This window comes from Streptomyces sp. NBC_00249 (assembly GCF_026342355.1).
Taxonomy (GTDB): Bacteria; Actinomycetota; Actinomycetes; order Streptomycetales; family Streptomycetaceae; genus Streptomyces.
On sequence record NZ_JAPEMV010000008.1, the window covers coordinates 455,014 to 480,314 of the forward strand.

The 25,301-nt window shown below is 71.6% G+C and carries 26 protein-coding genes; 11 read left to right on the forward strand and 15 right to left on the reverse strand.

Annotated elements, in window-relative coordinates:
* Positions 1–3: 3 nt before the first annotated feature.
* Positions 4–756: an MBL fold metallo-hydrolase gene (locus tag OOK31_RS31810; RefSeq protein WP_267090829.1), complete on the reverse strand. Its 753-nt coding sequence runs from the start codon at positions 754–756 to the stop codon at positions 4–6.
* 195 nt (positions 757–951) lie between these two features.
* Here OOK31_RS31810 and OOK31_RS31815 point away from each other — a divergent pair, with 195 nt between their 5' ends.
* Together OOK31_RS31815 and OOK31_RS31820 are read left to right on the forward strand one after the other, a co-directional pair.
* The gene (locus tag OOK31_RS31815; protein WP_267090830.1) at positions 952–1,383 is read left to right on the forward strand and encodes a hypothetical protein; all 432 of its coding nucleotides are present in this window, start codon (positions 952–954) and stop codon (positions 1,381–1,383) included.
* A 5-nt stretch (positions 1,384–1,388) separates the two neighbouring features.
* The gene (locus OOK31_RS31820; RefSeq protein WP_267090879.1) at positions 1,389–1,742 is read left to right on the forward strand and encodes a DUF488 domain-containing protein; all 354 of its coding nucleotides are present in this window, start codon (positions 1,389–1,391) and stop codon (positions 1,740–1,742) included.
* A gap of 352 nt (positions 1,743–2,094) precedes the next feature.
* Here the strand turns inward: OOK31_RS31820 and OOK31_RS31825 are convergent, their stop codons facing one another.
* The 7 genes from OOK31_RS31825 to clpS all read right to left on the reverse strand — a co-directional run bounded on the left by OOK31_RS31825 (position 2,095) and on the right by clpS (position 6,859).
* Complete coding sequence (locus OOK31_RS31825) at positions 2,095–3,045, reverse strand: PLP-dependent cysteine synthase family protein (RefSeq protein ID WP_267090831.1); 951 nt, start codon at positions 3,043–3,045, stop codon at positions 2,095–2,097.
* On the reverse strand, positions 3,045–3,323 hold the full coding sequence (locus OOK31_RS31830; protein WP_267090832.1) for a MoaD/ThiS family protein: 279 nt from the start codon (positions 3,321–3,323) through the stop codon (positions 3,045–3,047). The genes OOK31_RS31825 and OOK31_RS31830 overlap by 1 nt, the downstream gene beginning before the upstream one ends.
* An 88-nt stretch (positions 3,324–3,411) precedes the next feature.
* Complete coding sequence (locus OOK31_RS39470; protein WP_311736929.1) at positions 3,412–3,519, reverse strand: putative leader peptide; 108 nt, start codon at positions 3,517–3,519, stop codon at positions 3,412–3,414.
* Positions 3,520–3,596: 77 nt separating this feature from the next.
* Positions 3,597–4,019: a M67 family metallopeptidase gene (locus OOK31_RS31835; protein ID WP_267090833.1), complete on the reverse strand. Its 423-nt coding sequence runs from the start codon at positions 4,017–4,019 to the stop codon at positions 3,597–3,599.
* Between the two features lie 140 nt (positions 4,020–4,159).
* The gene (locus tag OOK31_RS31840) at positions 4,160–5,623 is read right to left on the reverse strand and encodes an amino acid permease (RefSeq protein ID WP_267090834.1); all 1,464 of its coding nucleotides are present in this window, start codon (positions 5,621–5,623) and stop codon (positions 4,160–4,162) included.
* A 319-nt stretch (positions 5,624–5,942) separates the two neighbouring features.
* Positions 5,943–6,545, reverse strand: a complete 603-nt coding sequence (locus OOK31_RS31845; RefSeq protein ID WP_267090835.1) for a DUF2017 domain-containing protein — start codon at positions 6,543–6,545, stop codon at positions 5,943–5,945.
* Positions 6,545–6,859: an ATP-dependent Clp protease adapter ClpS gene (gene clpS, locus OOK31_RS31850; RefSeq protein WP_267090836.1), complete on the reverse strand. Its 315-nt coding sequence runs from the start codon at positions 6,857–6,859 to the stop codon at positions 6,545–6,547. The genes OOK31_RS31845 and clpS overlap by 1 nt, the downstream gene beginning before the upstream one ends.
* A gap of 81 nt (positions 6,860–6,940) precedes the next feature.
* On the opposite strand from clpS, the gene OOK31_RS31855 reads away from it, so the two are divergent.
* The gene (locus OOK31_RS31855; RefSeq protein WP_267090837.1) at positions 6,941–8,269 is read left to right on the forward strand and encodes a nicotinate phosphoribosyltransferase; all 1,329 of its coding nucleotides are present in this window, start codon (positions 6,941–6,943) and stop codon (positions 8,267–8,269) included.
* Positions 8,270–8,405: 136 nt separating this feature from the next.
* The gene (locus OOK31_RS31860) at positions 8,406–9,020 is read left to right on the forward strand and encodes an isochorismatase family protein (protein WP_267090838.1); all 615 of its coding nucleotides are present in this window, start codon (positions 8,406–8,408) and stop codon (positions 9,018–9,020) included.
* Positions 9,021–9,023: 3 nt separating this feature from the next.
* On the opposite strand, the gene OOK31_RS31865 is transcribed toward OOK31_RS31860, so the two are convergent.
* Positions 9,024–9,338 carry a hypothetical protein gene (locus tag OOK31_RS31865; protein WP_267090839.1) on the reverse strand — a complete coding sequence of 105 codons (315 nt, stop codon included), beginning with the start codon at positions 9,336–9,338 and terminating at the stop codon, positions 9,024–9,026.
* A gap of 112 nt (positions 9,339–9,450) precedes the next feature.
* Positions 9,451–11,808 (reverse strand): immune inhibitor A domain-containing protein, encoded by a 2,358-nt coding sequence (locus OOK31_RS31870; protein WP_267090880.1) that lies wholly within the window; start codon positions 11,806–11,808, stop codon positions 9,451–9,453.
* 462 nt (positions 11,809–12,270) lie between these two features.
* On the opposite strand from OOK31_RS31870, the gene OOK31_RS31875 reads away from it, so the two are divergent.
* Positions 12,271–12,603, forward strand: coding sequence for a hypothetical protein (locus OOK31_RS31875; protein WP_267090840.1), 333 nt, complete (start codon positions 12,271–12,273; stop codon positions 12,601–12,603).
* An 81-nt stretch (positions 12,604–12,684) separates the two neighbouring features.
* Here the strand turns inward: OOK31_RS31875 and OOK31_RS31880 are convergent, their stop codons facing one another.
* From OOK31_RS31880 to OOK31_RS31890, 3 genes are all read right to left on the reverse strand, one after another.
* Positions 12,685–13,191 (reverse strand): RDD family protein, encoded by a 507-nt coding sequence (locus tag OOK31_RS31880; protein ID WP_323188274.1) that lies wholly within the window; start codon positions 13,189–13,191, stop codon positions 12,685–12,687.
* Between the two features lie 353 nt (positions 13,192–13,544).
* Positions 13,545–14,930 (reverse strand): RDD family protein, encoded by a 1,386-nt coding sequence (locus OOK31_RS31885; RefSeq protein ID WP_267090842.1) that lies wholly within the window; start codon positions 14,928–14,930, stop codon positions 13,545–13,547.
* 115 nt (positions 14,931–15,045) lie between these two features.
* A complete protein-coding gene (locus OOK31_RS31890; RefSeq protein ID WP_267090843.1) occupies positions 15,046–16,950 on the reverse strand; it encodes a zinc ribbon domain-containing protein in 1,905 nt (634 codons plus the stop codon).
* A gap of 315 nt (positions 16,951–17,265) precedes the next feature.
* Between OOK31_RS31890 and OOK31_RS31895 the strand changes: the two genes are divergently transcribed.
* A complete protein-coding gene (locus tag OOK31_RS31895; RefSeq protein ID WP_267090844.1) occupies positions 17,266–17,745 on the forward strand; it encodes an SsgA family sporulation/cell division regulator in 480 nt (159 codons plus the stop codon).
* Positions 17,746–17,915: 170 nt separating this feature from the next.
* Here the strand turns inward: OOK31_RS31895 and OOK31_RS31900 are convergent, their stop codons facing one another.
* Positions 17,916–19,310 (reverse strand): FAD-binding oxidoreductase, encoded by a 1,395-nt coding sequence (locus OOK31_RS31900; protein ID WP_267090845.1) that lies wholly within the window; start codon positions 19,308–19,310, stop codon positions 17,916–17,918.
* A 96-nt stretch (positions 19,311–19,406) separates the two neighbouring features.
* Between OOK31_RS31900 and OOK31_RS31905 the strand changes: the two genes are divergently transcribed.
* Positions 19,407–20,930, forward strand: a complete 1,524-nt coding sequence (locus OOK31_RS31905) for a lipopolysaccharide assembly protein LapB (RefSeq protein ID WP_267090846.1) — start codon at positions 19,407–19,409, stop codon at positions 20,928–20,930.
* A gap of 87 nt (positions 20,931–21,017) precedes the next feature.
* On the opposite strand, the gene hppD is transcribed toward OOK31_RS31905, so the two are convergent.
* Positions 21,018–22,163, reverse strand: coding sequence for a 4-hydroxyphenylpyruvate dioxygenase (gene hppD, locus OOK31_RS31910; protein WP_267090847.1), 1,146 nt, complete (start codon positions 22,161–22,163; stop codon positions 21,018–21,020).
* A gap of 126 nt (positions 22,164–22,289) precedes the next feature.
* On the opposite strand from hppD, the gene OOK31_RS31915 reads away from it, so the two are divergent.
* From OOK31_RS31915 to OOK31_RS31930, 4 genes are all read left to right on the forward strand, one after another.
* Positions 22,290–22,760, forward strand: coding sequence for an Lrp/AsnC family transcriptional regulator (locus tag OOK31_RS31915; protein WP_267090848.1), 471 nt, complete (start codon positions 22,290–22,292; stop codon positions 22,758–22,760).
* 80 nt (positions 22,761–22,840) lie between these two features.
* Positions 22,841–23,464 (forward strand): transcriptional regulator, encoded by a 624-nt coding sequence (locus OOK31_RS31920; protein ID WP_267090849.1) that lies wholly within the window; start codon positions 22,841–22,843, stop codon positions 23,462–23,464.
* A gap of 45 nt (positions 23,465–23,509) precedes the next feature.
* Positions 23,510–23,734, forward strand: a complete 225-nt coding sequence (locus tag OOK31_RS31925; RefSeq protein ID WP_267090850.1) for a hypothetical protein — start codon at positions 23,510–23,512, stop codon at positions 23,732–23,734.
* Complete coding sequence (locus OOK31_RS31930) at positions 23,731–25,032, forward strand: MFS transporter (protein WP_267090851.1); 1,302 nt, start codon at positions 23,731–23,733, stop codon at positions 25,030–25,032. The genes OOK31_RS31925 and OOK31_RS31930 overlap by 4 nt, the downstream gene beginning before the upstream one ends.
* The last annotated feature ends 269 nt before the right edge of the window (positions 25,033–25,301 follow it).

The following is a 25,301-nucleotide window of genomic DNA, read 5'->3' on the forward strand; positions in this document are numbered from 1 at the left end:
GGGTCAGACCTCGTAGACCGCGCCCGCGTACGCGAGGTCGACCTGGCCGTCGTAGACCGCGCGGGCGTCCGCGAGGTTCTGCGCGGGATCCGTCCACGGCGGGATGTGCGTCAGCACGAGCCGTCCGACCCGGCCGCCGCGCGCGTACTCGCCGGCCTCACGGCCGTTGAGGTGGACGTCCGGGACGCTCTCCTTGCCGTGCGTGAAGGAGGCCTCGCACAGGAAGAGGTCCGCGCCCTGCGCGAGCGCGCCCAGCTCCGGGGAGACTCCGGTGTCCCCGGAGTACACCAGCGAGCGGCCGCCGTGCTCGACGCGGATGCCGTACGACTCCACCGGGTGGTTGACCTTCTCGGTGCGGACCGTGAACGGGCCGATCTCGAAGCTGCCCGGCTTCAGGGTGCGGAAGTCGAAGACCTCGCTCATCGAACGCTCGTCGGGGACGTCCTCGTAGGCCGTGGTCAGGCGCTGCTCGGTGCCCTCGGGGCCGTAGACGGGGATGGTTCCGCAGCGGCCGCCCTCGTGCCGGTAGTAGCGGGCGACGAAGTACGCGCACATGTCGATGCAGTGGTCGGCGTGCAGATGGCTCAGGAAGATGGCGTCGAGGTCGTAGAGACCGCAGTGGCGCTGGAGGGCGCCGAGGGAGCCGTTGCCCATGTCGAGGAGCAGCCGGAAGCCGTCGGCCTCGACGAGATAGCTCGAACATGCCGAATCCGCGGACGGGAACGACCCCGAACAGCCGACGACGGTGAGCTTCATGGAGCGTGAACCTCCGTGGACGGTCCGTGGACGGAATGCGGGCCGTGCGTGGGTCGAGCGTAAGGCGCGAAACCTCAGGTCGCTCCTCCGCGGCAGGCCGTTGTGGGGGGAATCACCTGCGCTGTCACCCAGGGGAGCGACGAAGGGTACAGACGTTGCCGCGCCGGGGGCGCCCCGCGCGGCTACGGTCGGAATATGGACACCTCCTGGTGGCCCGCCGCGCTGGCGGCGGTCGCCGTGGCGGTGGTGGTGCTGATCCCGCGGCTCTCGCGGCAGGCCGTACGGACGGTGGCGCCGCCCCACGCGCCGGGTCCGGCGCCGCGCGTACGGGCCGGTGAGCTGTGGTGCCTGGCGGACGGCCGGCCCTGCCTGGTACTGGCCGTACGGGTCCACCGGGAGGAGGCGCGGGTCGCGTGGATCACCGGGAAGTACGACGACCGGCGGCCCGGGGTGATCCCGCTGCCGCCGGGCGCGGTGGCCGTCGGCGCGCACGGCCGGGGCGCCTTCCTGGAGGCGGACCGGCCGCAGGAGGTGTCGCTGTGGGAGTTCCGCCGACGGGTGGGGCTGCTGGACCCGACCGTGTGGGACGAGGTCGAGGGGCTCGCCGGGGGAGGCGGAGCGGGGTGAGCACGGTGATCCGGCTCCGGAGGGTGTACGAGGCCGCGGATCCGCAGGCCGACGGGGTACGGGTCCTCGTGGACCGGCTGTGGCCGCGGGGGCTGTCGAAGGAGGCGGCGGCGGTCGACGACTGGCCGCGGGCGCTCGCCCCGTCGACGGAGCTGCGGAAGTGGTTCCACGGCGGCGGCTCCCCGGAGGAGTTCCGGCGGCGGTACGAAGCGGAGCTGGCGGAGCCGGACGCGGTGGCGGAACTGGCCCGCCTGCGCGGCATGGCCGCGGTGGGGCCGGTCACCCTCCTGACCGCGGTCCGCGAGCCGGGCACGAGCCACGCCGCCGTCCTGGCGGAGCTCCTGGGCCAGCCCTTTTGACGCTGCGCCGGCCTCCGGCCGGCGGTGGCCGGGCGGGGCCGGTTCGGGTGGCCGGGCCCGTCTGTCGTCTGCGGACCGTTGCCGCTGCGCGGAGCGGGGTCCCCTACCCGCCCTTCCACCGTTCCCGCCTCACACGCCGGCGAGGCTGGGTGGGTGGGGTGTGGGCTCTACGCCCGGGCGCGCCTCACCACACGGCGCTCCGCGCCCGCGCCTCAAGCGCCGGCGAGGCTGGAGGTACCCACCGACCCCGGCACAATCCAGCCCCTCCGGCGATTGAGGAGCGGGGGTCCGGGGGCTGGCCCCCGGCAAACCACCCGCGCCCGCACAACCACGCCGGCTGCGCGGGGTGGGGCTAGGCCCAGAGTTGGCCCTGGAGGACTTCGATGGCTTCTTCCGTCGTCGCCGCCGTGTAGACGCCCGTCGACAGGTACTTCCAGCCGCCGTCGGCCACGACGAAGACGATGTCGGCCGTCTCGCCGGCGGCCACCGCCTTGCGGCCCACCCCGATCGCCGCGTGCAGCGCCGCGCCGGTGGAGACGCCCGCGAAGATGCCCTCCTCGCGGAGCAGGTCCCGCGTGCGGGTCACCGCGTCCGCGGAGCCCACCGAGAAGCGGGTCGTGAGGACCGAGGCGTCGTACAGCTCGGGGACGAAGCCCTCGTCGAGGTTGCGCAGGCCGTAGACGAGGTCGTCGTAGCGGGGTTCCGCCGCGACGATCTTCACGCCCGGGACGTGCTCGCGCAGGTAGCGGCCGACGCCCATCAGGGTGCCCGTGGTGCCGAGGCCCGCCACGAAGTGGGTGATGGAGGGGAGGTCCGTGAGGATCTCCGGGCCGGTCGTGGCGTAGTGGGCGCCCGCGTTGTCCGGGTTGCCGTACTGGTAGAGCATCACCCAGTCCGGGTGTTCCGCCGCCAGTTCCTTGGCCACCCGGACCGCGGTGTTCGAGCCGCCCGCCGTCGGCGACGAGACGATCTCGGCTCCCCACATCGCGAGAAGGTCGCGCCGCTCCTGCGAGGTGTTCTCCGGCATCACGCACACGATCTTGTAGCCCTTGAGCTTCGCGGCCATCGCGAGCGAGATGCCCGTGTTGCCGGAGGTGGGTTCCAGGATGGTGCAGCCGGGGTACAGGCGGCCGTCCTTCTCCGCCTGCTCGACCATGTGGAGCGCGGGGCGGTCCTTGATCGAGCCGGTCGGGTTGCGGTCCTCCAGCTTGGCCCAGATGCGGACGTCCGCCGAGGGCGACAGTCGCGGCAGGCGGACCAGCGGGGTGTTGCCGACCGCCGCGAGCGGGGAGTCGTAGCGCATTACTTCGAGCCGCCGGCCACGGCCGGGAGGATGGTGACGCTGTCGCCGTCCTTGAGGGCGGTGGAGATGCCGTCGAGGAAGCGGACGTCCTCGTCGTTGAGGTAGACGTTCACGAAGCGGCGCAGCTGGCCGGCGTCGACGATGCGCTCCTGGATGCCCTTGTGGCGGGTCTCCAGGTCCGCGAACAGGTCGGAGAGCGTCGCGCCCTCGCCGTTCACGGCCTTCTCGCCGTCGGTGTAGGTGCGGAGGATGGTCGGGATGCGGACCTCGATGGCCATGGCGGGCTCCAGTGTCGTGAAGGGCTGAGAAGCGGGGAGAAGGATGCGCGCGCGGTCGTGCGGCCCCCGCGCGGGAGGGCCGTGGTGCTCAGGCGGCGGGACAGATGGCGCTGGCGAGGCGGCACAGGTCGACGTGCAGCCGCGCCACCAGCAGCAGCCTGCCGGGCGTCTCGATGCTCACGTCGTGGGAAACCATGCGGTCATGTTAACGATTCCCGGTCCCCCGTTTGGAGTGTGATCCCGCATGGTGGACGGTTACCGCTCACATCGTGGTCAGTAGGCGGCCACGACCTGCACTTCTTCCTCCGTGATCACGCCGTCGACGATCCGGTAGGAGCGGAACTGGAACTCGCCGAGGCCGTCGGTGTCGGCCGTGGAGACCAGCACGTAGTGCGCGCCGGGCTCGTTCGCGTACGTGAGGTCCGTGCGCGAGGGGTAGGCCTCGGTCGCGGTGTGCGAGTGGTAGACGATCACGGGCTCCTCGTCCCGGTCGTCCATCTCGCGGTAGAGCTTCAGCAGATCCTTCGAGTCGAACTCGTAGAACGTGGGCGAGCGGGCCGCGTTGAGCATCGGGATGAACCGCTCGGGTCGGCCGGTGCCCGCCGGGCCGGCCACGACCCCGCACGCCTCGTCCGGGTGGTCCTTGCGGGCGTGCTCGACGATCTGGTCGTACAGGGCCTGGGTGAGGGTCAGCATGAGCGACAGGATAAGCAGACGGGCCCTCCCGTACCGAGGACTGGTACGGGAGGGCCCGAATGGTGGACACGGGGCCCGGGAGGGCGTGCTTCCCGGCCGTGGCAGGCGGCCGGGACCCACGGTTCCGGAGCGGGCAGGGGCTACGCCTGCTGCGAGGGCTCCGGGGTCTTGCCGGCCTTGTTGAAGGCCGCTCCGGCCGGGTTGCGGGCCTTGAGGACCAGGTAGGAGACGCCGAGGATCAGGCCCCACAGCGGGGCGCAGTACAGCGAGACGCGCGAGTCCTTGTCGACGCCCATCATCACGATGACCATGCCGATGAAGAGCAGGGCGAACCAGCTGGTCCACGGGGCGCCGGGGGCGCGGAACGCGGACTGCGGCAGCTCGCCGCGGTCGGCCTTGGCGCGGTAGCGGATCTGGCAGACCAGGATCATGATCCAGGCCCACATGCCGGAGATGGTGGCGAAGGAGACGACGTAGTCGAAGGCCTTGCCCGGGGCGACGTAGTTGATCCAGACGCCCACCAGCATCAGCGCGGCGGAGAAGGTGGTGCCGACGAGCGGGGTGCCGTTCTTCGTGAGCTTGGTGAAGAACTTCGGGCCCTGGCCGTTGAGCGCGAGGTCGCGCAGCATGCGGCCGGTGGAGTACATGCCCGAGTTGCAGGAGGACAGGGCGGCGGTCAGGACGACGAAGTTGACGATCGCGGCGCCGACGCCGAGGCCCATCTTCTCGAAGGCCAGCACGAAGGGGCTCTCGCCCGCCTTGAAGTTGGACCACGGGATGACCGACATGATCATGATGAGTGCGCCGACGTAGAAGACGGCGATGCGCCACGGCACGGTGTTGATGGCCTTGGGCAGGGTCTTCTCGGGGTCCTTGGACTCGCCGGCGGTGACGCCGACCAGCTCGACCGCGAGGAAGGCGAACATCACGATCTGCAGGGTCATCAGCGTCTCGCCGATGCCGTTGGGGAAGAAGCCGCGGTCGTTCCAGAGGTTGGAGACGGAGGCGGTGTCGGCGGCGTCGGAGAAGCCGATGGTGAGGATGCCGGCGCAGATCAGGATCATGCCGACGATGGCGGTGACCTTGACCATGGAGAACCAGAACTCCAGCTCACCGAAGAGCTTCACGGAGATCAGGTTCGCGGTGTAGAGGATGACCGTGAAGATCAGCGCGTACGCCCACTGCGGGAAGCTGTCGTGGGTCCAGTACGACATGTACTTGGCGGCCGCGGTGACCTCGGTGATGCCGGTGACCACCCAGAACAGCCAGTACGTCCAGCCGGTCGCGTATCCCCAGAACGGGCCCAGGAACTCGCGGGCGTAGTCCGAGAAGGAACCGGACACGGGGCGGTACATGAGCAGCTCGCCCAGGGCCCGCATGATGAAGAAGATGACCAGGCCCGCGATGGCGTAGGCCAGGATCAGGCTCGGGCCGGCCTTGGAGATCGCCTTGCCGGCGCCCAGGAACAGGCCGGTGCCGATGGCTCCGCCGATCGCGATCATCTGGATCTGGCGGGCGCCGAGTGCGCGGTGGTAGCCCTCGCCCTCGCCCTGCGCGCCCTCACCGGGCGTCTTGTCGTGCTGCTCGACCTGCACAGAGGTCATGTCTGGTGCGCCTTTCTCCACGCCGACCCGCGCCTTCATTGGCTGCGGATCGGGTCCTCGATCCCCCCGGATACGGATGGAGTTGCACGCCGGCGGTCAGCCGGTTCAAGCGAGCCGGGGGGACATGGGTGGCGCCCCGTCGGCGGTCGTGAAGATTTATCACGTGCTTACGGGTGAGTTGAGGGTGAAAATGTGGCCTGTGGCATAAAAAAATCGGGGCAAGGTGCCCCGAGATGGATCAGATCACCGCATGGCGGTGATCTGATCGTTATCCGGATTTGAGCGTCCGCTGAGCGAACGGAGCGCGAACGAAGTGGGGTCAGAGGGTCTCGATGAGGGTCTCCTGGAGTCCGCCGAGCCACAGGTACGCCATCACCATCGGCTTGCGCGGGTCGTCGTCCGGGAGCCGGAACAGCACCGAGCTCTCGTCGTCCTCGGTGATGTCGAGGCGGGCCGCGATCGTCAGGCGCAGGTCGTTGAGGGCGCCGAGCCAGCGCAGCGGCAGCTCGCCGGTCAGCTCCAGCAGCGCCGCGCCCTCGCCGGCCGGGTCGAGCCCGTCGAGGCTGCGGACGACGGCCAGCGCGTCCTCCCGCTTGCGGGTGCGCAGGTCGTTCTCGGTGAAGCGGCGGAACTCCGACGAGCGCGCCCGCAGCTCCTCCGGGTCCTCCTTCGGCCCCGCGCCGGGGCCTCCGTAGGCGTCGGGGAAGAGCCGGGCCAGCGCCGGGTCGGACGGCGGCTCGGTGGGCCCGTCGGAGGCGAAGAGCACGGCCAGCGGGTCGGCGTCCTCGGCGGGCTCGGGCTCGCCGGGACCGATCAGCTCCAGCAGCTGGACGGCCAGGGAACGCAGGATCGAGATCTCGATCTCGTCGAGGGCGACGGCGGCGCCGCCGCCCTTCAGGGGTTCGAACAACACGCCGCCCATCAGTTGCGGTCCTGCGAAAGGGTCGCCCACAGGCCGTAGCCGTGCATCGCCTGCACGTCCCGTTCCATCTCCTCGCGGGTGCCGCTCGAGACGACCGCCCGGCCCTTGTGGTGGACGTCCATCATCAGCTTGGTGGCCTTGTCCTTGGGGTACCCGAAGTACGCCTGGAACACGTACGTCACGTAGCTCATGAGGTTGACCGGGTCGTTGTGCACCAGGGTCACCCACGGGACGTCGGGTTCGGGGACCGCGAAGGTCTCTTCGGCCGATTCGGTGCGTTCGATCTCAATGGGAGCAACACTCACTTGTCCCATGCTGCCACTGGGACGGGCCGGTCGCACAAACGGGCCCCTACATCTCGTCACTTTGACGAGATGTGCGCTAGCATCCGTGTCATGAACCCTGCGGACCTGGGCCTGCCGGTGGACGTGCCGTCGACAGCGCTCTTCACGGACCATTACGAGCTCACGATGCTGCAGGCCGCCCTGGCCAACGGCACCGCCGACCGGCGCTCGGTCTTCGAGGTCTTCACCCGGCGGCTGCCCGAGGGCCGGCGCTACGGAGTGGTGGCGGGGACCGGCCGCGTGCTCGACGCGGTGGAGAACTTCCGTTTCGACGGAGCGGTGCTGGAGTTCCTGCGGGAACGGGCCGTCGTCGACATGCGGACGCTGGACTGGCTGGCCTCCTACCGCTTCTCGGGCGACATCTGGGGATACCCGGAAGGGGAGGTCTACTTCCCCGGATCGCCGATCCTGCGGGTCGAGGGCAGCTTCGCGGAGTGCGTGCTGCTGGAGACCGTGATCCTGTCGATCCTCAACCACGACTCGGCCATCGCGGCCGCCGCCTCCCGGATGGCCTCCGCGGCCGGCGGGCGCCCGCTGATCGAGATGGGCGCCCGGCGCACCCACGAACTCGCGGCCGTGGCGGCTTCGCGGGCCGCGTACGTGGGCGGCTTCACCTCCACCTCGGACCTCGCTGCCGGCTTCCGGTACGGCATCCCCACCGTCGGCACCAGCGCGCACGCCTTCACCCTGGTGCACGACAGCGAGCGCGACGCGTTCACCGCGCAGGTGGCCTCGCTCGGCCGGGGCACCACCCTGCTGGTGGACACGTACGACGTGGCCGAGGCGGTGCGCACCGCCGTCGAGGTGGCCGGCACCGACCTGGGAGCGGTCCGGATCGACTCCGGCGACCTGCTGCTGGTGGCCCACCGGGTGCGGCAGCAGCTGGACGAGCTGGGAGCCCGGGACACCCGGATCGTGGTCACCTCCGACCTCGACGAGTACGCCATCGCCTCGCTGGCGGCAGCGCCGGTGGACGCGTACGGGGTCGGGACGCAGCTGGTGACGGGCAGCGGGCACCCGACGTGCTCGATGGTCTACAAGCTGGTCGCCCGGGCCACCTCCGCCGACCCGAAGGCGGCGCTGGCACCGGTGGCGAAGAAGTCCTCGGGCGGCAAGACGTCCATCGGCGGCCGCAAGTGGGCGGCGCGGCGGCGGGACGCGGAGGGCATCGCGGAGGCGGAGGTCGTCGGGACCGGACCGGTGCCGGCGGCGCTGGCCGACGCGCAGCTGCTGGTCCAGCTGGTGAAGGGGGGCGAGGTGGTGGCCCGCGAGCCCCTGGAAGCCGCCCGCGACCGCCACCGCGCGGCCCGCGCCGCGCTCCCCCTCTCGGCGACGCAGCTCTCCCGCGGCGAGGCCGTACTCCCGACCGAGTACCAGTAGCCGGCGGGGCCGGCCCTCAGCCCCGCCGGCGTTCGAGGCGCGGGGTCCGGGGCGGAGCCCCAGTTTCGGGAAGGGGCGGGGTGGGGGAAGAGCCCCCGCAGGGCCCTGCTCACCATCCAACCGAAGGGCACGTCACATGCACCGCGCACTGATCGTCGTCGACGTACAGAACGACTTCTGCGAGGGCGGCAGCCTCGCGGTCACCGGCGGAGCCGACGTCGCCGCCGCGATCACCGAGCTGATCGGCCAGGCCACGGCCGGCTACCGGCACGTCGTCGCCACCCGCGACCACCACATCGACCCCGGTGCGCACTTCGCCCGCCCCCCGGCCGTGCCGGACTACGAGACGTCCTGGCCGGTGCACTGCGTCGCCGGGACCGAGGGCGTGGGCTTCCACCCGAACTTCGCCCCCGCCGTGGCCTCCGGCGCCGTCGCCGCCGTCTTCGACAAGGGCGCGTACGAGGCCGCGTACAGCGGGTTCGAGGGCGCCGACGAGAACGGCGCCGAGCTGGCCGCCTGGCTGCGCGAGCGGCACGTCACCGAGGTGGACGTGGTCGGCATCGCCACCGACCACTGCGTCAAGGCCACCGCCCTCGACTCGGCCCGCGCCGGTTTCACCACCCGCGTCCTGCTGGACCTGACGGCCGCCGTGGCCCCGGGCACCACCGTCAGGGCCCTGGAGGACCTCCGCGCCGCCGGGGTGACCCTGGTCGGCGGCGAGGCCCTCCAGGGCGGCCCTGGGGCGTCCTAGGGCCTAGACCGCCGTCCCGGGCCGCAGGAGGGCGCGGATCGGGTGCCAGAGCTCCGTCGCCCGGTCCGGGGCGCAGCGCCACAGGAGGCCGTCGGGGTGGTGGAGGACGGCGGTGACCTCGTCCGGGGTGGGGGGCTGGGCGTTGCCCCGCAGGTAGACGGCGCGCATGCCGAGGTTCCGCAGCCTGGTCAGGGCGCGGGCCCGGTTCGCGGCGTGCACCAGCACGCGGACATTTCCGCCCTCACCGGACGGCCTCGGCAGCGTGAGCGCGACCACCACGCTGCCGCCCGGCAATCTGACGAATCCTCCACCTGGCATGATCTTCAGCTCCCCCGTCAATAAGAAAACTCGCACCCGCATCTAAACGCGATCGGCCGCCGCCCGCTAGAGGGCGACGGCCGATCATGCTTTGACCTGCGGCTTTACCGAATTACTTGGTGGCGGGGCCGACCTCGACCGTCATTTCGAGACCGTCGTAGGTCTCCTTGGCGATCTTGATCTTGGTGTTGGTGTCAGTGACCTTCACCGAGCCGGTCGGGTTCTCGTCGTAGTAGTACTTGCCCTTGTGGTCGTCGAAGACCAGCTGGGCGGGCTTCGGCTTCAGGAAGAGCGCCTCACCGTTCTTGTGGAGGGTGAAGGCGTCCGTCGAGTACGCGCTGAACGGGGCGTCGTACGGCTGGATCTTGTTGCGCAGCAGGGTGCCGTCCGACCACTTCATCGGCTTGGCGTTCGCGTCGATCGGCAGGATCAGACCCGAACCGGGGTGCTGGCTGGTGTTGTTGTCCTTCTGGGAGGTGTCCCAGAGCCAGATCAGCAGACCGTCCTGGTACGGGTAGTGCTCCACCCAGCCCGGCTTGGTGTTGGCGAAGCCGAAGTTGTACGGGCCGACCTTGAGGGTCTTGTCGTACGAGACGTAACGGCGGTTCTCGGCCAGGTAGTACTGGGCGTACTCCTTGGTGAAACCGGCGCCCTGGCGGGAGAAGCCCTTGCCGGTCCAGCCGTTGTCGCCGTTCTCGGCGCCGTCGGTGAAGACGGTGGCACCGTCCGCGGTGATGTTGAGGGCGTCGGCGGTGAAGCCCTTGCCGCCCGCGCCGCCGTCCGTCTGGTAGCGGAAGCGGAGGTCGACCTTCTTGCCCGCGTAGGCGTCGAGCGGGAAGTTCAGGGACTTCCAGGCGCCGGAGACACCGGTCAGCGACGGGCTGCCGGAGGCGTCGGCCGGGATGGCCGCACCGTCGGCGGTGCCGGCGAGGGCGGTCCAGGTGGCGCCGCCGTCCGTGGACACCTCGGTGTAGAGGTAGTCGTAGTCGGCCTCGATGTCCCACCAGCCCTTGAGGGACAGCGCGGCGGACTGCTTGCCCGTCAGGTCGACGGTGCGGGTGAGGGTGTTCTTGAGGTCGTCACCCATGTTGCTCCACCACTGCGAGGAGCCCTCGGCGGGAGCGACGATCTCGGTGGTGACCTTCTTCTTGGGCAGCTCGACGACCAGCGCCTGCTTGTCCTTGGTGTTGTACTCCGAGACGCCCAGCTTGTGGGTGGACTTCGTCGCGGCCTTGGCCTTGTCGTAGTTCAGCCAGCCCAGCTGGAGCTTGTCCCAGGCGGTCATGTCGCCCGGGAGGTCGCCTATGGAGTCCTTGCCGTTGCCGAGCCAGGAGCCGGCCGACATCAGGGACCAGAAGCCGACCGAGTTCTCGCCGCCGCCGGAGGTGTCGTAGAGGTCCGGCAGACCGAGGTCGTGGCCGTACTCGTGCGCGAAGACGCCGAGGCCGCCGTTCTCCGGCTGCATCGTGTAGTCGCCGACCCAGATGCCGGTGTCGCCGATCTGGGTGCCGCCGGCCTTGTTCTGCGCCGGGCCGGTCTTGCCGACGTCGGTGCCGTAGGCGTACCAGCGGTGCGCCCACAGGGCGCTGGTGCCCTGCACGCCGCCGCCGGCCGACTCGTCCTCGCCCGCGTGGACGATCTGGAAGTGGTCGATGTAGCCGTCGGGCTCGTTGAAGTTGCCGTCGCCGTCGAAGTCGTTGCGGTCCCACTGGTCGTACTGCGCCAGCTGAGCCTTGATCTGGGCGTCGGTCTTGCCGGCCTTCTTCTGGGCCTCCGTCCACGCGGTGACGCCGTCCTTGACGGTGTCCCACACGTTGGAGCAGTTGGTCTGGCCGCACCAGTTCGAGCCGTAGCGGCCCTCGTTGTACGGGACCTTGACCCAGTCGGCGACCTCGCCCTCGACCGAGTAGCGGCCCGAGGAGGTCTTCTCGTAGTAGGTCTTCAGCGAGTCCTTGCCCTGGCCGGTACCGAAGTACAGGTCCTGGAAGTAGTCGCGGCTGAAGTCCTTGCGCCAGGCGGTGCTGTTGTTCGTCGCGCGGTCGGGCTGCGCGATCGTGTTGTGCAGCGGGCCGGCGGTGCCGCCGTACTTCGGGGCCGCGGGCTTGGGGCCCTCGGGGCCGTCCGGGTCGAACATGGTCGTGTTGTCGACCTGGTCGCCGAACTCGACGAGGATCGTGAAGATCTTGTCGGTCTTCTCGCGGCCGAGCTCGACGTACTTCTTGTCGTCGAGCTTGACGACCTTCGAGGCGCCGCGCTGCTCGACGTCCTTCTTGCCCTGGAGCACCTGCTCCAGGGCGGCCTTCTTCTGCTTGGCCTGCTGCTCGCTGAACGGGCCCTTGAGGTCGTGCTCGACGACCTTGGCAGGAGCGGTCGGGTCCTGCCGGTCGGAAGCGGGGGCCGTGGGGCCCCTGTCCTCTGCCTGGGCCGCGGTGACGCTGAAGAAGGTGGCGCTGACGGCGCAGGCACCCATGGTCACGGCGATCGCGGCGGCGCGCACGGCACGCCGCTTGACGGAGTTGCTGGTCACTTGATGTCGTTCCCCTCCCGCGGCCGCGACGAAGGACGGAACGTCTCCATAGGAGCGGGGGGTTCCGCGCGGCGCGCGTCTCAAGTGACGACATTTGACCGGAGAGTCTAAAGAAAAGACAGACCTTGACTTGTTCCTTACAACTGCACTATGCGGTCAGCGAGTTCCGCTATTCGGACGTTCCGTCGCCTTACGGGTCCATCCGGGGCGAAGAGTCCGTGTCGTTGGACGGACGGCGGGCCCGGCGAAGGCCATGACGTGACCCTGTGCGCCCCCCGTGCACCGGCACCGTGGGTGAGGTCACGCTTACTGCCCGCCGCGCCCGGGAATCCCCCGTAGAAGAGTCACTTGACGCGCGATCGGTTGAGCCGACTCCCCCTCCCCGCCTTGAGGACGGAAACCGACATGCCGCGTCCGACCGCCGCACAGCTCGCCTACGGCTCCGCCACCGTCATCGTGTCGACGATCGCCATGCTGCTGCTCTCGCAGACGAGCACCGGGCTCGGCGTCGCCGTCATCTCCGCCGCCGCGCTCGCCCTCGGGCTGCTGGTCGCCCTCACCGTGCCCGCCCCGCGCCGCCGCGGCAAGCACGCCGCCCGCCGCGCGGGCCGGTCCGCCGCGCCGGCGGCGGGTGCGGGTGCGGGTGCGGGTGCGGGTGCGGGTGCGGAATCGGGTGCCGAGGAGGCCAGGGTGCCCGAGCCCCGCACGTCCGCCGCCGAGCACCCCGTGCACCACTAGGCCGTCCGGCCGGGGTCCTGGAACGCCGGTGCGGGCGGTCTCCCGAGGGGAGGCCGCCCGCACGTGGACGCGTACGCGGGATCAGGTCGCCTTGACCACCACGGTCTTGGCCACCTTGTCGTGCAGGCCCTGCTTGTACGGCTTGTCCACGAGGATCGAGATGATCAGCACGATCGACCAGGGGACGAAGCTCCAGCAGCAGCAGAACAAGTTGGGTACCCAGAGCGTGGCGGCGCGGCCCAACGCGGCTCCGGAGGTCGGCACGCTCCCGTCGTTGAGCATCGCCACGCGCAGGTGGAACATCTTCTTGCCGAGGGTCTGACCACCCCTCCTGGTGAAGAACCAGTCGTAGGCGATGAAAAACACGATCGCGATCAGGACCGCCCACAGAGTGCGGTTCTCGGCCCACGCACGGGTGATGTCGGAAGCCTCTTCGGCACTGTCGCTCTCAAAGACCGCGTGCCAGTTGCCGGCCAGCCCACTCAGGATCGCGACAGGGATGAACACGATCAGCGCGTCGATGGCGCGGGCGGCGAGCCGCTGGCCGAAGTCGGCGAGCGGGGGCATCCCGGCGAGCGGATCGGGCATGCCGTAGCCGCCTCCCCCGCCGTACGGGTCACCGCCGCCGCCGTACGGGGGCGGAGGCGGAGGATAGCCGCCGCCACCCGGGGGCGGAGGCGGGGGCGGGGGGTAGCCGCCACCACCGGGGGGCGGGGGCGGCGGATAGCCGCCGCCGCTGGGGGGCGGCGGCGAGCCGTACGGCGAACCGCCCGACGGAGGCGTCGGTTCCTGGGGCTTCTTGAGGAACGGGTCGTCCTCGGGCGGCTGGCCCGGCGGCTGGTCGGTACTCATGGCCCGAGTCGAACCCGGGCCCGCACCCCTCGCAACGGGACGGCGTCCGTTCGGGGTACGGAGCGTTCTCCGGGAGCCCTGAGTGGCCGTCAGCGGGCCACGTAGGTCCCCGCGGCCCGGTCGTGCCAGGCCCTGCGGCGCGGGCGGTCCACGAGGCACCAGAGGCTGCCGGGCAGGCCGAGGAAGGCGTACACCAGCCAGCGGCGCAGGGCGGCGCCGAAGGACGGCGGGCGCATCGTGGCGGCGGCCAGGACGCGGATCCCGAGGATCTTCTTGCCCGGGGTGCGGCCCCAGCGGGCGGTGGGCAGCGCCTCGTAGAACACCCCGAAGAGCAGGACGGCGCCGAGTACGAGGCCCAGGGACCCGGCGGTGGTCGCGTCGAGGAGCCAGACGGTGGTGGTCCGCCCGCTCCCCCGGGCCGCGTCCACCTTGGCCTCCACGTGGGCCGTCACCCCGGGTACGAGGGGCAGCGCGGCGGCGACGGCGACCCCGGCCAGGACGAGGGAGTCCAGGGCCCGGGCCAGCAGCCGGCGGCCCAGGCCGGCGGGGCGGACGGCCCGCTCCGCCATCCGTTCGAAGACGGCGCGGGTGGCCTCGGCGCGGGTGCCGCGCGGCTGCGCCGGTTCCGGGGCGGGGTCGTCCGCCGGTCCGGCGGCGGCGGGGGCGGGGGCCACCGGCCGGGCGGGGACGGGCGCGGGGCTCCACAGCGCGTCGGCGGCCGCTTCGGACGCGGGCTCCGGGACGGCGGGGCGGGTCGGGGCGGCGACGGCCGCCGGGGCGAAGGAGCGGGCCGGGGCGGGCGCGGGAGCCGGGGCGGAGGACCGGGCGGGGGCGGGGGCGGGCGCCGGGACCGCCGAGGCGGCCGGGGCGGCCTCCGGCCAGGACGAGGTCAGCCCGGAACCGCTGCCACCGCTCCCCCCTGCGGCGTCGGGCCAGGCGGGCGGCCGGGCCGACAGGATCCCGACGCTCTCCGCCGGGGCGGCCGGGGCCCGCGCCGGGAGCCGCCGGGCGGCGGGCACGGCGGGAGCGGGAGGCACCGCGGGCACCGCGGGCGCTGCGGGCGCCGCGGGTGCGGCCGGTGCGGCGGCGGGTGCTGCGGCCGCGGCGGCGGTCCGGGCCAGGGAGATCCCCGACGGGCGGGCCTCGGCCGCGGCGACGTCCGGGTCGCCCCACGACACCCGGACGTCGCGGGGGCCGCCGAAGCCGGCCTGGTGCGCGGGGTCGGCCTGCCAGCCCCCCGCCTCCGGGACGTACCGGGGCTCGGGTTCGGGTTCCGGTTCCGGTTCGGGCAGCGCCTCGGTCACGGAGGTCTGGTCCAGGAACACCGGCCCCGTCTCGTCGGCGGGCGCGGCGGGGCGGCTCGTACCCGGGACCCAGGAGGCGCCGTTCCAGTACCGGACGTACCCGGGGATGGACGGATCGGGGTAGTAGCCCTCGCGGGCAGCGTGCTCGCCGTCACCAGGGGAGGCCGTCAATGTCCCCAACTCCGATCGTGGCTTGAGGCTTGTCAGGGGAGGACCCAAGGGGAGGACCATAGCCAAGAACCCCCTCCCGGCAGGTCCGGTAACGGGAGATTCCAAGCGTCTCGAATCAGCTCGGTGATCCCATGTCGGACGTGGTGTCCGGCGGTGGGATGCCCCACCGTGGAGGTGTGGCGTGGGCATGCAGGTGGAAGCCCGCGCCCAGTGCCGCTCCTCGTGGCCGGTGTCGGCTGGTGGGTGTGCTGATCGTCGTCACGTCCTGGTGCCGGTGGGCTGCGCGTGGCAGCCGGGTCCGGTCCGTGTGAGCGTGTCCCTCCGGACGCTTGCCCGCCGGACCCATGGGGCTGGTGGGGGAGGGTGCCCTGCGTCGCCTGGGCGCGGGGCGTGCTGTACGTCGCCGAGTCGAGCCGGTCTTGGACCGGTCCTCGCGGCTGGTCTTCGGCGCGGTTGGTGTGATGACCGCGCTCGCTTCGAGCTTGTCCACGACCGTGCGGATGGCCATGACGCCGGTGGTCCGGTCGATGACGGTCTTGGTCTGGTGGGTGAGGCCGCGGGATGCGATGCGCTGCCAGGCGCCCTGGTCGCGGTCGCCGCGCCAGGAGCAGTCGGGATTCGGGCAGACGGCCCACTTCCAGCCGGGGACGGTGGGCCGGTCGGGGGCTTTGCGGTGGCGCACCGGGGTGAGGCACCGGGGGCAGTGCTTGGATGTGTTGCGTGCCGGAACGGTGACCACGGCGATACCCGTCTCCGCGCCCACGTGCCGCATCCGCTCCACGATCTGCCCGCGTACCTGCTGGGAGAGACGGGTGTTCATGGTGCGGCCCATGCCACGGGCTTCCATGGAGCGGAGGTCCTCGACATAGATGACACTCGCACCTGCGGCGGTGGCCTGATCCACTGCCCAGCGGGCAGCGGCCCAGGCCAGTGCGTCATTGAGGTTCGCGCGGCGCTCGGAAACGTAACCGATCTCATCGCTCAGAACGGCGTGCTTGGCAGCCAGGGCATGCTGTTCGTCTCCGGTGGTGAGCCGCTGGTAGCGGCTGGCCTTGGCATGCAAGTACTCGCCCTGCCGTCGCAGCCGGTGCTGCTTGGCGAGAACCCCGGCCGACCGGAATGTCCCCCCGGCCCCGAGTGCGGTGATCCGCCCGTCCTCGTTCAACCGGGCGGACCCGGCGGACAGCAGGGTGTTCAGGCCCCAGTCCACACCGAGCGCGACCGTGTGTCCGCTGCGGGCCGTTCTGGGCGCCAGGTAGGTGTAGGCGAGATCGGCGCGGACGCAGCCCTGTTGCGGGCGCAGGGTGGGCAGGTGCAGCACTGCACCCGCCGGGATTGTGGGTGGCAGGGAGATGGGGCAGGACACCCACGTCCAGTCCTTGTACGACCGTGGGTCGGCCCGGGTGGGGAGCTGCAAGCGCAGCAGCGCACGGTCCGACTCGGTCTCGTGACGTTCGATGGTGGCCTGCTGCCCGTCACACGCCGACAGCGACAGCAACCGCGCCGCTCCGGGTGCGGCCTCCATCTCGAACAGATCGGCGGGCATCCGGTCGTGCTTCTTGGCGAATGCGGCGATCTGCCGGGTGCGGGAGTTGATGACGCCGGACGCAAGGTGCTGCCCGCCCGGCACCGCCGCACGCACCCGGTCCCACTCCCTGGGCGTGCGCTCGCCGGGATCGGCAGGCCAGGCCACGAGCACCCCGGAGGTCAGGTCGGCGCGCCACTTCGCCGACCGCAGCAAGCGTCCGGCCTGCTCCTGCGCCATGCGGACGATCCGGTCGTTGACGCGGATGCCTTCGGGCGGTGAGACGCGCCAGCCCAGACGACGCAGAGCCATCCACGCGTTGGACGGCAGCTTCCTGCCCCCGCCGTCCTCCCCAGAGGCCAGCGCATCCACATCGGGGGCGTTCCAGCGGTCGGCCAGCAGCTCGGCGACCATGGCAGCCACCAGACCGGCCGCCCAGCCGACCCGCTCCGCCAGCACGGAGACCGCCAGCAGCTCACCTGTCTCCTCGTCCACACCCGTCCGCAACAGACCACGAGCACAAGCAGTCCGAGCGGCCTGACCCACGGCCGGCGACACCTTGCGGCTCAACGCCCACCTCCCCTGCGGCCAGTGCTGTCATCCGACCAACGACACCACGCACGAAAGGTCACCCATTCGACCCACGAACCCGCACTCCAACCGATTGGTTTCGGTCAGCCGAAAGAATCCGGCCAACCTTGAAATCGGTGCCGGAAGTCGCGTCATACCCGGGCACAAGGGAGCTCTCTCCTGACGTGGGGCGCGATCCGCCCCCGCGCCGGAAGCGATACGCACCGAAGTGAGGCCGTCATGCACCACCCCGTCATCGAGCGCGAGCTGGAACTGAAGCTGGTCCTGTCCCCCGAGCGCAGCATCCCCGTGCCCGCCAAGCTCCTCTACCTCACCGACGACCCGTACGCCGTGCACGTCACCTTCCACAGCGGCTCCAGCACCCCGGTCAACTGGACCTTCGCCCGCGAGCTGCTCGTCGAGGGGGTGTTCCGCCCGTGCGGCCACGGAGACGTCCGGATCTGGCCCACGAAGATCGACAACAAGTCCGTGCTGTGCATGGCGCTCAGTTCCCCCGACGGTGACGCCCTGCTGGAGGCCCCGGCGGGCTCCGTGTCGGCCTGGCTGGAGCGAACCCTGCGCGTGGTCCCGCCGGGGACCGAGGCGGAGCGGCTCGGTCTGGACGCGGCGCTGGCCGAGCTGCTCACCCCGACCCCGGCCGACGAGCTGTGGCTGCGCGACCCGTGGCCCTCGGACGAGTCCGCGGACGGTGACCTGTGATGCGTGACGCCGAGAGGCCGGCGTCACCGGCCGGGCCCCCGAAGCACCTGTACACCCCGAAGACGAAGACGAGCACGACGATGAGCACCACCAGCACGACCACCACCACGCCCACCACGCCCACGACCGCGCCGACGGCCACCACGGCCCCGACGGCCCGGCCCGCCCCCTCAGAAGAGCTTGCCGGGGTTCAGCAGCCCGAGCGGGTCGAAGGCGTGCTTGACGTTGCGCTGCATCTCCAGCCCCACCGGCCCCAGTTCGCGGGCCAGCCATTCCTTCTTCAGCACCCCGACCCCGTGCTCCCCGGTGATGGTCCCGCCGAGGGCCAGGCCCAGGGCCATGATCTCGTCGAAGGACGCGCGCGCCCGCCGCGCCTCGTCCTCGTCCGCGGGGTCGAAGCAGACGACCGGGTGGGTGTTGCCGTCCCCGGCGTGCGCGCAGACGCCGATGAGCAGGTCGTGGTCCCGCGCGATGGCCGCGGTCCCGTCCAGCATCTCGGCGAGCCGCGACCGGGGTACGCAGACGTCGTCGATCATCGTCGCGGGGCGCAGCGCCTCCAGCGCGGTCAGGGACATCCGGCGGGCCTGGAGCAGCAGTTCCGACTCCGCCTCGTCCTCGGCGGGTACGACGGCGGTGGCGCCGGCGGCCGTGCACAGCTCGCCGACGGCCGCGAGCCCGGCGGCCGCGTCCGGGGTGTCGAAGGCGGCCAGCAGCAGCGCCTCCGTGCTGTCGGGCAGCCCCATCTTGCCGAGGGCGTTGACGGCGCGGACGGTGGTGCGGTCCATCAGCTCCAGCAGCGAGGGCGCCAGCCCCGCCTCCATGACGGCGCAGACTGCCTCGCAGGCGGCGGCGACGGAGGGGAACTCGGCGGCGAGCGCCAGCTGGCGGGGCGGCGCGGGCCGCAGCGCCAGTACGGCCTGGACGACCACGCCGAGGCTGCCCTCGGAGCCCACGAAGAGCCGGGTCAGGTCATATCCGGCGACCCCCTTGGCGGTACGCCGTCCCGTGCGCAGGAGCCGGCCGTCGGCCAGGACGACGTCGAGCCCGAGCACGTACTCGGCGGTGACCCCGTACTTGACGCAGCACAGGCCGCCGGAGGCGGTGCCGATGTTCCCGCCGATGGTGCACTGCTCCCAGCTGGAGGGGTCGGGCGGGTAGTACAGGCCCTGTTCGGCGACCGCTCGTGAGAGGACCGCGTTGACCACGCCCGGCTCGACGACCGCGATCCGGTCGACGGTGGAGATCTCCAGGATCCGGTCCATCCTGACGAGGGAGAGCACGATGCAGCCGTCGGAGGCGTTGGCGGCGCCGGACAGTCCCGTGCGGGCGCCCTGGGGGACCACGGGGACGCGGAGGGCGGTGGCGGTGCGCAGGACGTGCTGGACCTGCTCCACGGTCCGGGGCAGGACGACCACGGCCGGGGTGCCGGCGGCGCAGAAGCTGGCCATGTCGGTGCTGTAGGAGGCGGTCACCTGCGGGTCGGTGAGGAGGGCCTCGGGCGGCAGTCCTTCGCGGAGCCGCGCGAGGAGCCGTCCGTGGAGTTCGTGTGCCGTGGGGTGGTCCATGGGGCCAGGGTGGCACCCGGGGCCATCGGTGTGAACACGGCCGCGACCGGCTTCGGACACCTCCGCGAGCTCTTCATATTGACGCACAGTGAGCGCATGGACGGATTCGACGAGCAAGCGCAGCAGCCCGCGCCGCCCGTGACCTTCACCGGCCGCAAGACGGTCGTGGCGGCCGCGGTGGCGGTGGTCCTGATCGCCGGGGCCCTGCTGATCCGCCCGGCCCGTACGGGCGACGACGCGCGCCCGCCGGGCCCGAGCGAACGGGCCGCGTCCGCGGTGGGGCTGGGCGCTCCGGCGGCGGCGGTGGACCTGACGGCGCTGGTGGCGGACCGGGAGAAGTGGCTCGCGGGGCACGCGGACGACGACGCTTCGTGGGCGGTGCTCGGGTCGGCGTACCTGGAACAGGCGCGCCGGACGGCCGATTCGGGCTGGTACCCGAAGGCGGAGAAGGCCCTGAAACGGTCGCTGGAGGTCCGGCCCGTGGAGAAGGGCAACTTCGACGCGATGACGGGCATGGGCGCCCTCGCCAACGCCCGGCGGGACTTCGGCACCGGCCGCAAGTGGGGCGAGCTGGTACGGGCGCAGGCGCCGCGGCGCTGGACGGCGTACCCGGTGCTCGTGGACGCGTACACGGGCCTGGGCGACTACAAGGGCGCCCAGCGGGCCATGGACCGGCTGATGGAGCTCCGCCCGGGCCTGGCCGCATACCTGCGGGCCGCGCAGGTGTACCGGGACCGGGGCTGGCGCGAGGACGCGGTGGTCGCGCTGGAGCACGCGGCGGGCGCGGCGAAGGCCCCGGTGGAGAAGGCGTACGTGCTGTTCCGGCTCGGGGAGCTGTCGTTCGAGCGCGGGGAGACCTCGGAGGCGCTGCGCCAGTACGAGGCCGCGCTGCGGACGGACCCCGCGCAGGCCGAGGCGCTGGGCGGGCGGGCCCGTGCGCTGGCCGGGCTGGGCCGCGAGGGCGAGGCCGTACGGGACTACCGGCTGGCGCTGGGCCGGGCGGCCGAACCGCGCCTCGCGCTGGAGCTGGGCGAGCTGCTGGAGTCGCTGGGGCGGGAGGCGGAGGCGCGCGCCCCGTACGGGACGCTGGCGGCGCTGGCGGCGCGGGGCGGGCACGACGGGGTGGACGAGTCGGTGGTGCTCGGCCTGTACGAGGCGGACCACGGCGACGCGGGGTCGGCCGTACGGCGCCTGACGGCGGAGTGGGGCCGGCACAAGAACGTGCAGGTGGCCGACGCGCTGGGCTGGGCGCTGCACCGCACGGGGGACGACGCGGCGGCGCTGGAGTACGCGAAGAAGGCGACCGAACAGGGGCTGCGGAGCGCGGACTTCGCCTACCACCGGGCGGTGATCGAACGGGGTGTGGGCGACGAGGCGGGGGCCCGCCGCCACCTCCAGGAGGCGATGCGGACCAACCCGCGCTTCTCACCGGTGCGGGGGCCCCTCGCGAAGGAGGCCCTGGAGTCGGTCGGGCAGCCGCCGCCGGGCGGCCCGGAACACATGCAGCCGACCACGCCGTGGACCCCGCCGGACCTCCCGAAGCCCAACCCGAAGCCGAAGCCGAAACCGAAGCCGGCGAAGCCGGCCCCGGGTGGCAAATCCAGCCCCGCCGGCGTTTGAGGCGCGGGGGTCCGGGGGCGGAGCCCCCGGCAACGGCGCCGCACCGGCTCCCACCCAGCAGGGCGGGAGCCGGATGGCGGGACCGGACTACAGGTTGCCGCGCTTCTCCTGCTCGCGCTCGATCGCCTCGAACAGGGCCTTGAAGTTGCCCTTGCCGAAGCCCATGGAGCCGTGCCGCTCGATGATCTCGAAGAAGACCGTCGGGCGGTCCTGCACCGGCTTGGTGAAGATCTGCAGCAGGTAGCCGTCCTCGTCGCGGTCGGCCAGGATCTTCAGCTCGCGCAGCTCGTCGATCGGGACACGGGTGTCGCCGACCCACTCGCCGAGGGTGTCGTAGTAGGAGTCCGGGACGGACAGGAACTGGACGCCCGCCGCGCGCATGGTCCGCACGGTCGCGACGATGTCGTTCGAGGCGAGCGCGATGTGCTGGACGCCCGGCCCGTTGTAGAACTCCAGGTACTCGTCGATCTGCGACTTCTTCTTCGCGATCGCCGGCTCGTTGATCGGGAACTTGACCTTCTTGGTGCCGTCGGCGACGACCTTCGACATCAGCGCCGAGTACTCGGTCGCGATGTCGTCGCCCACGAACTCCTTCATGTTCGTGAAGCCCATGACCTTGTTGTAGAAGGCGACCCACTCGTTCATGCGGCCGAGCTCGACGTTGCCCACGCAGTGGTCGATGGCCTGGAAGGTGCGCTTGGCCGGCGGGGCCACCATCGGCTCGACGGCGACGTAGCCCGGCAGGTAGGGGCCGTCGTAGCCGCTGCGCTCGACCAGGGTGTGGCGGGTCTGGCCGTAGGTGGCGATGGCCGCCAGCACCACGGTGCCGTGCTCGTCCTTGACCTCGTACGGCTCGTCCAGCCCGCGCGCGCCCTGCTCCACCGCGTACGCGTACGCCGCCCGGACGTCGGGGACCTCGATGGCGAGGTCGATGACGCCGTCACCGTGCTCGGTGACGTGCTCGGCGAGGAAGCGGCCGTGGTCCGTCGTCGGCTTGATGACCGAGGTGAGGACGAAACGCGCGGAGCCGTTCGTGAGGACGTAGCTGGCGGTCTCGCGGCTGCCGTTCTCCGGTCCGGAGTAGGCGACGAGCTTCATGCCGAAGGCGGTCGAGTAGTAGTGCGCGGCCTGCTTGGCATTGCCGACGGCGAAGACGACCGCGTCCATGCCCTTCACCGGGAAGGGGTCTGCCTCACGCGCGGTGTGCGGGGTGGTGTCGAGGGTCTCAGTCATGAGCGCAGAGTCCCGCCCTTCCACAAGCTGCGCAATAGTTTCCATTTTGCCTGTACAGAATGCCCAGCACGGCCGCAGGATGACTGAGAGATCTGTGCAGTATGACCAGCTCGGGAGAGGGCACCCATGGGGATCGACGAACTCGACGGCCGGCTCATCGTCCTGCTCGCCCGCGAGCCCCGGATAGGGGTCCTGGAGGCCTCGCGGCGGCTCGGGGTGGCGCGCGGGACGGTGCAGGCGCGGCTGGACCGGCTCCAGTCGAACGGGGTGATCCGGGGCTTCGGGCCGCAGGTCGACCCGACGGCGCTGGGGTATCCGGTGACGGCCTTCGCCACCCTGGAGATCAAACAGGGGCAGGGTGCGGACGTACGGGCCCACCTGGACGGGGTGCCGGAGGTGCTGGAGCTGCACACCACGACCGGGCACGGGGACATGCTGTGCCGGCTGGTGGCGCGGTCGAACGCGGACCTCCAGCGGGTGATCGACCGGGTGGTCGGCTTCGAGGGGATCGTGCGGGCGTCGACGGCGATCGTGATGGAGAACCCGGTACCACTGCGGATCATCCCGCTGGTGGAGCAGGCGGCTTCGGACGACTGATCCGCCCCTCGCCGGAGTTCCAAAGAAGACGTTGCAAAGAAACCCTTGCATAGGAGTCTTTGCAACTCTACTGTTGAGCCATGCCCGAAAAGCCCGAGCCCAACGAGCCCACCCAGCCCGCCGAGCCGCCTCAGCACGCCGAGCCCAAGGTCCGCACGCTCGACGCCCGCGCCCTCCGGGGCCTCGCCCACCCCTTGCGGATGCGCCTGCTCGCCGCCCTGCGCCACGACGGCCCGGCCACCGCCTCCCAACTGGCGGAGCAGCTCGGCGAGTCCAGCGGAGCCACCAGCTACCACCTGCGCCAGCTCGCCGCGCACGGGTTCGTGGAGGACGCACCCGAGCACGGCAAGGGCCGCGAGCGCTGGTGGCGGGCCGCTCACGACGGCACGCAGTTCGACGAGTCGCTGATGTACGACGGCGACCCGGCCACGCGCGGCGCCGCCGACACCTTCCTGCACGAGATCGCGACGTTCCACACGCAGGAGGTGAGCACCTGGCTCGGCGACGCCCACAACTGGCCCCGGGAGTGGCGCCGCTCCTCGGAGCTCAGCGACTTCACGCTGCGCCTGACCGCCGACCAGGCCTTCGAACTGATGCGGAGGGTCGACGAGCTGGTCAACAGCTACCGCGATCTGCCGCCGGCCGAAGGCATGGAGACGGTACGCGTCCACACGCACGCCTTCCCCCGCCGCAGCCGCGCGTAGACGCTCGCCCAGGCCGCCACCCCACTTCCCAGAAGGAGTCCTGCCGTGCACACCTTCGACCACACCCTCACCCACGCCACCCGCACCGCCGAGCTCGCCGCCGAGGCCGCCGCCTGGCGCCTCGCCCGGGAGGCCGCCCCGGCCGCCCCCGTCCCCTCGCCCGCACTGGCCGCCCTGCGCAACCGGGCCGGGGAGGCCCTGGTCGCCGCCGGGATCCGGCTGATGCAGCCCGCCCACGTCCACGCCCGCGTCCGGCAGCACGCGGCATGACCCGTCGCCCGTTCGCGGCCGTCCTGGCCGCCAACACCATTTCCATAGCGGGAAGTTCACTCACCCTCATCGGCGTCCCGTGGTTCGTGCTCCAGACCACGGACAGCGCCGGCCGGGCCGGGGTCGTCGCCTTCTGCGCCACCCTGCCCGTGATCGTCGCCGCGCTCGTCGGCGGCCCCGTCATCGACCGGATCGGCCGCCGCCGGGTCTCCGCCGCCTCCGACGCGATCTGCGCCCTCTCCGTCGGCGCGATCCCCCTCCTGCACTACGCGGGCCTGCTGGAGTTCTGGATGCTGTGCGCGCTGATGGCCGTCAGCGGCCTCGTGCACACCCCGGGCCTGACCGCCCGCTACGTGCTGCTGCCCAACCTCGCCGAGCACGCCGGCACCACCGTCGCCCGCGCCGCGAGCCTCTACGACGGCGTCTCCCGCGGCGCCCGGATGATCGGGGCGGCCCTGGCCGGGCTGCTGATCGTGGTCTTCGGCGCCGAAGCCGCCCTGCTGCTGGACGCGGCCAGCTTCGCCGTCTCCGCGCTCCTCGTCGCCGCCTTCCTGCGCGGGGTGCCGGCCGCCGAACCCCAACCGGCCTCCGGCAAGATCTCGTTCGCCTCGTACCGGGCCGAACTGGGCGAAGGCTGGGCCTTCCTGACCCGCTCCCGGCTGCTGCTGGGCATCACCGTGATGGTGATGGCCACCAACGGGCTGGACCAGGGCTGGTCCGCGGTCCTGCTGCCCGTGCACGGCAACGAGGCCCTCGGCGGCCCCGCCTCCCTCGGCCTGATGGTGTCCCTCTTCGGCGGCTTCGCCCTGCTGGGCGCCCTGCTCTACGGGGCGTTCGGCGCCCGCTTCCCCCGCCGGGCGGTGTTCGCGGCGGCCTTCCTGCTCGCCGGCGCCCCCCGCTACGTGGTCGCCGCCGTCACCGACACCCCGCTGCCGCTCGCGGTGACCATGGCCCTGTCCGGGCTCGGCGTGGGGATGCTCAACCCGATCCTGACCACCGTCGTCTACGAGCGGGTCCCGGAGGAGCTGCGCAGCCGGGTCTCCAGCGTGAGCACGGCGGGCAGCGAGCTGGCGATGCCGATGGGCGGCCTCGCCGCCGGCCTGCTGGTCGACGCGTACGGGGCGACCGTGGCCCTCCTCCTCTTCGCCGGCATCTACCTCCTGACGACGCTGACCCCGCTGGCCTTCCCCGCCTGGCGCGACATGGACCGCCCCGGAACCCCGCCCGTCAGCAGGACGGAACCGGCTTCCCCTGGTTCAGGGCCCGCAGCGCGTCCACGGCACCCGTCAGCGAAGTGACGAACTCCGGTGCGGTAGACCGGTCCCATGCCAAGCTACTGGACATGCCTTCGTAGATGAACCACTGCTTTAACTGACGCTGCCGGCAACTACCACCATCAAGACACACTGAGATCCCGCCAAGTACATCTTGACGGGATCTCAGGTTTACAACTACGACTACTAGTGAACCGATCCAGGATATCGATTTAACGTCAGAGTCTCAGCGCCGTCCAGGATTCACGGAGGCTAGCCCTCGATGAGCTCATCGAGCCTATCTGTCGATTTCG

Coding starts and splice junctions, on each gene's coding strand:
- OOK31_RS31810 (WP_267090829.1), bottom strand. CDS start 756: ATGAAGCTCACCGTCGTCGGCTGTTCGGGGTCGTTCCCGTCCGCGGAT.
- OOK31_RS31815 (WP_267090830.1), top strand. CDS start 952: ATGGACACCTCCTGGTGGCCCGCCGCGCTGGCGGCGGTCGCCGTGGCG.
- OOK31_RS31825 (WP_267090831.1), bottom strand. CDS start 3,045: ATGCGCTACGACTCCCCGCTCGCGGCGGTCGGCAACACCCCGCTGGTC.
- OOK31_RS31830 (WP_267090832.1), bottom strand. CDS start 3,323: ATGGCCATCGAGGTCCGCATCCCGACCATCCTCCGCACCTACACCGAC.
- OOK31_RS39470 (WP_311736929.1), bottom strand. CDS start 3,519: ATGGTTTCCCACGACGTGAGCATCGAGACGCCCGGCAGGCTGCTGCTG.
- OOK31_RS31835 (WP_267090833.1), bottom strand. CDS start 4,019: ATGCTGACCCTCACCCAGGCCCTGTACGACCAGATCGTCGAGCACGCC.
- OOK31_RS31840 (WP_267090834.1), bottom strand. CDS start 5,623: ATGACCTCTGTGCAGGTCGAGCAGCACGACAAGACGCCCGGTGAGGGC.
- OOK31_RS31845 (WP_267090835.1), bottom strand. CDS start 6,545: ATGGGCGGCGTGTTGTTCGAACCCCTGAAGGGCGGCGGCGCCGCCGTC.
- clpS (WP_267090836.1), bottom strand. CDS start 6,859: ATGGGACAAGTGAGTGTTGCTCCCATTGAGATCGAACGCACCGAATCG.
- OOK31_RS31855 (WP_267090837.1), top strand. CDS start 6,941: ATGAACCCTGCGGACCTGGGCCTGCCGGTGGACGTGCCGTCGACAGCG.
- OOK31_RS31860 (WP_267090838.1), top strand. CDS start 8,406: ATGCACCGCGCACTGATCGTCGTCGACGTACAGAACGACTTCTGCGAG.
- OOK31_RS31865 (WP_267090839.1), bottom strand. CDS start 9,338: ATGCCAGGTGGAGGATTCGTCAGATTGCCGGGCGGCAGCGTGGTGGTC.
- OOK31_RS31870 (WP_267090880.1), bottom strand. CDS start 11,808: ATGGGTGCCTGCGCCGTCAGCGCCACCTTCTTCAGCGTCACCGCGGCC.
- OOK31_RS31875 (WP_267090840.1), top strand. CDS start 12,271: ATGCCGCGTCCGACCGCCGCACAGCTCGCCTACGGCTCCGCCACCGTC.
- OOK31_RS31880 (WP_323188274.1), bottom strand. CDS start 13,191: ATGCCCGATCCGCTCGCCGGGATGCCCCCGCTCGCCGACTTCGGCCAG.
- OOK31_RS31895 (WP_267090844.1), top strand. CDS start 17,266: ATGCACCACCCCGTCATCGAGCGCGAGCTGGAACTGAAGCTGGTCCTG.
- OOK31_RS31900 (WP_267090845.1), bottom strand. CDS start 19,310: ATGGACCACCCCACGGCACACGAACTCCACGGACGGCTCCTCGCGCGG.
- OOK31_RS31905 (WP_267090846.1), top strand. CDS start 19,407: ATGGACGGATTCGACGAGCAAGCGCAGCAGCCCGCGCCGCCCGTGACC.
- hppD (WP_267090847.1), bottom strand. CDS start 22,163: ATGACTGAGACCCTCGACACCACCCCGCACACCGCGCGTGAGGCAGAC.
- OOK31_RS31915 (WP_267090848.1), top strand. CDS start 22,290: ATGGGGATCGACGAACTCGACGGCCGGCTCATCGTCCTGCTCGCCCGC.
- OOK31_RS31920 (WP_267090849.1), top strand. CDS start 22,841: ATGCCCGAAAAGCCCGAGCCCAACGAGCCCACCCAGCCCGCCGAGCCG.
- OOK31_RS31930 (WP_267090851.1), top strand. CDS start 23,731: ATGACCCGTCGCCCGTTCGCGGCCGTCCTGGCCGCCAACACCATTTCC.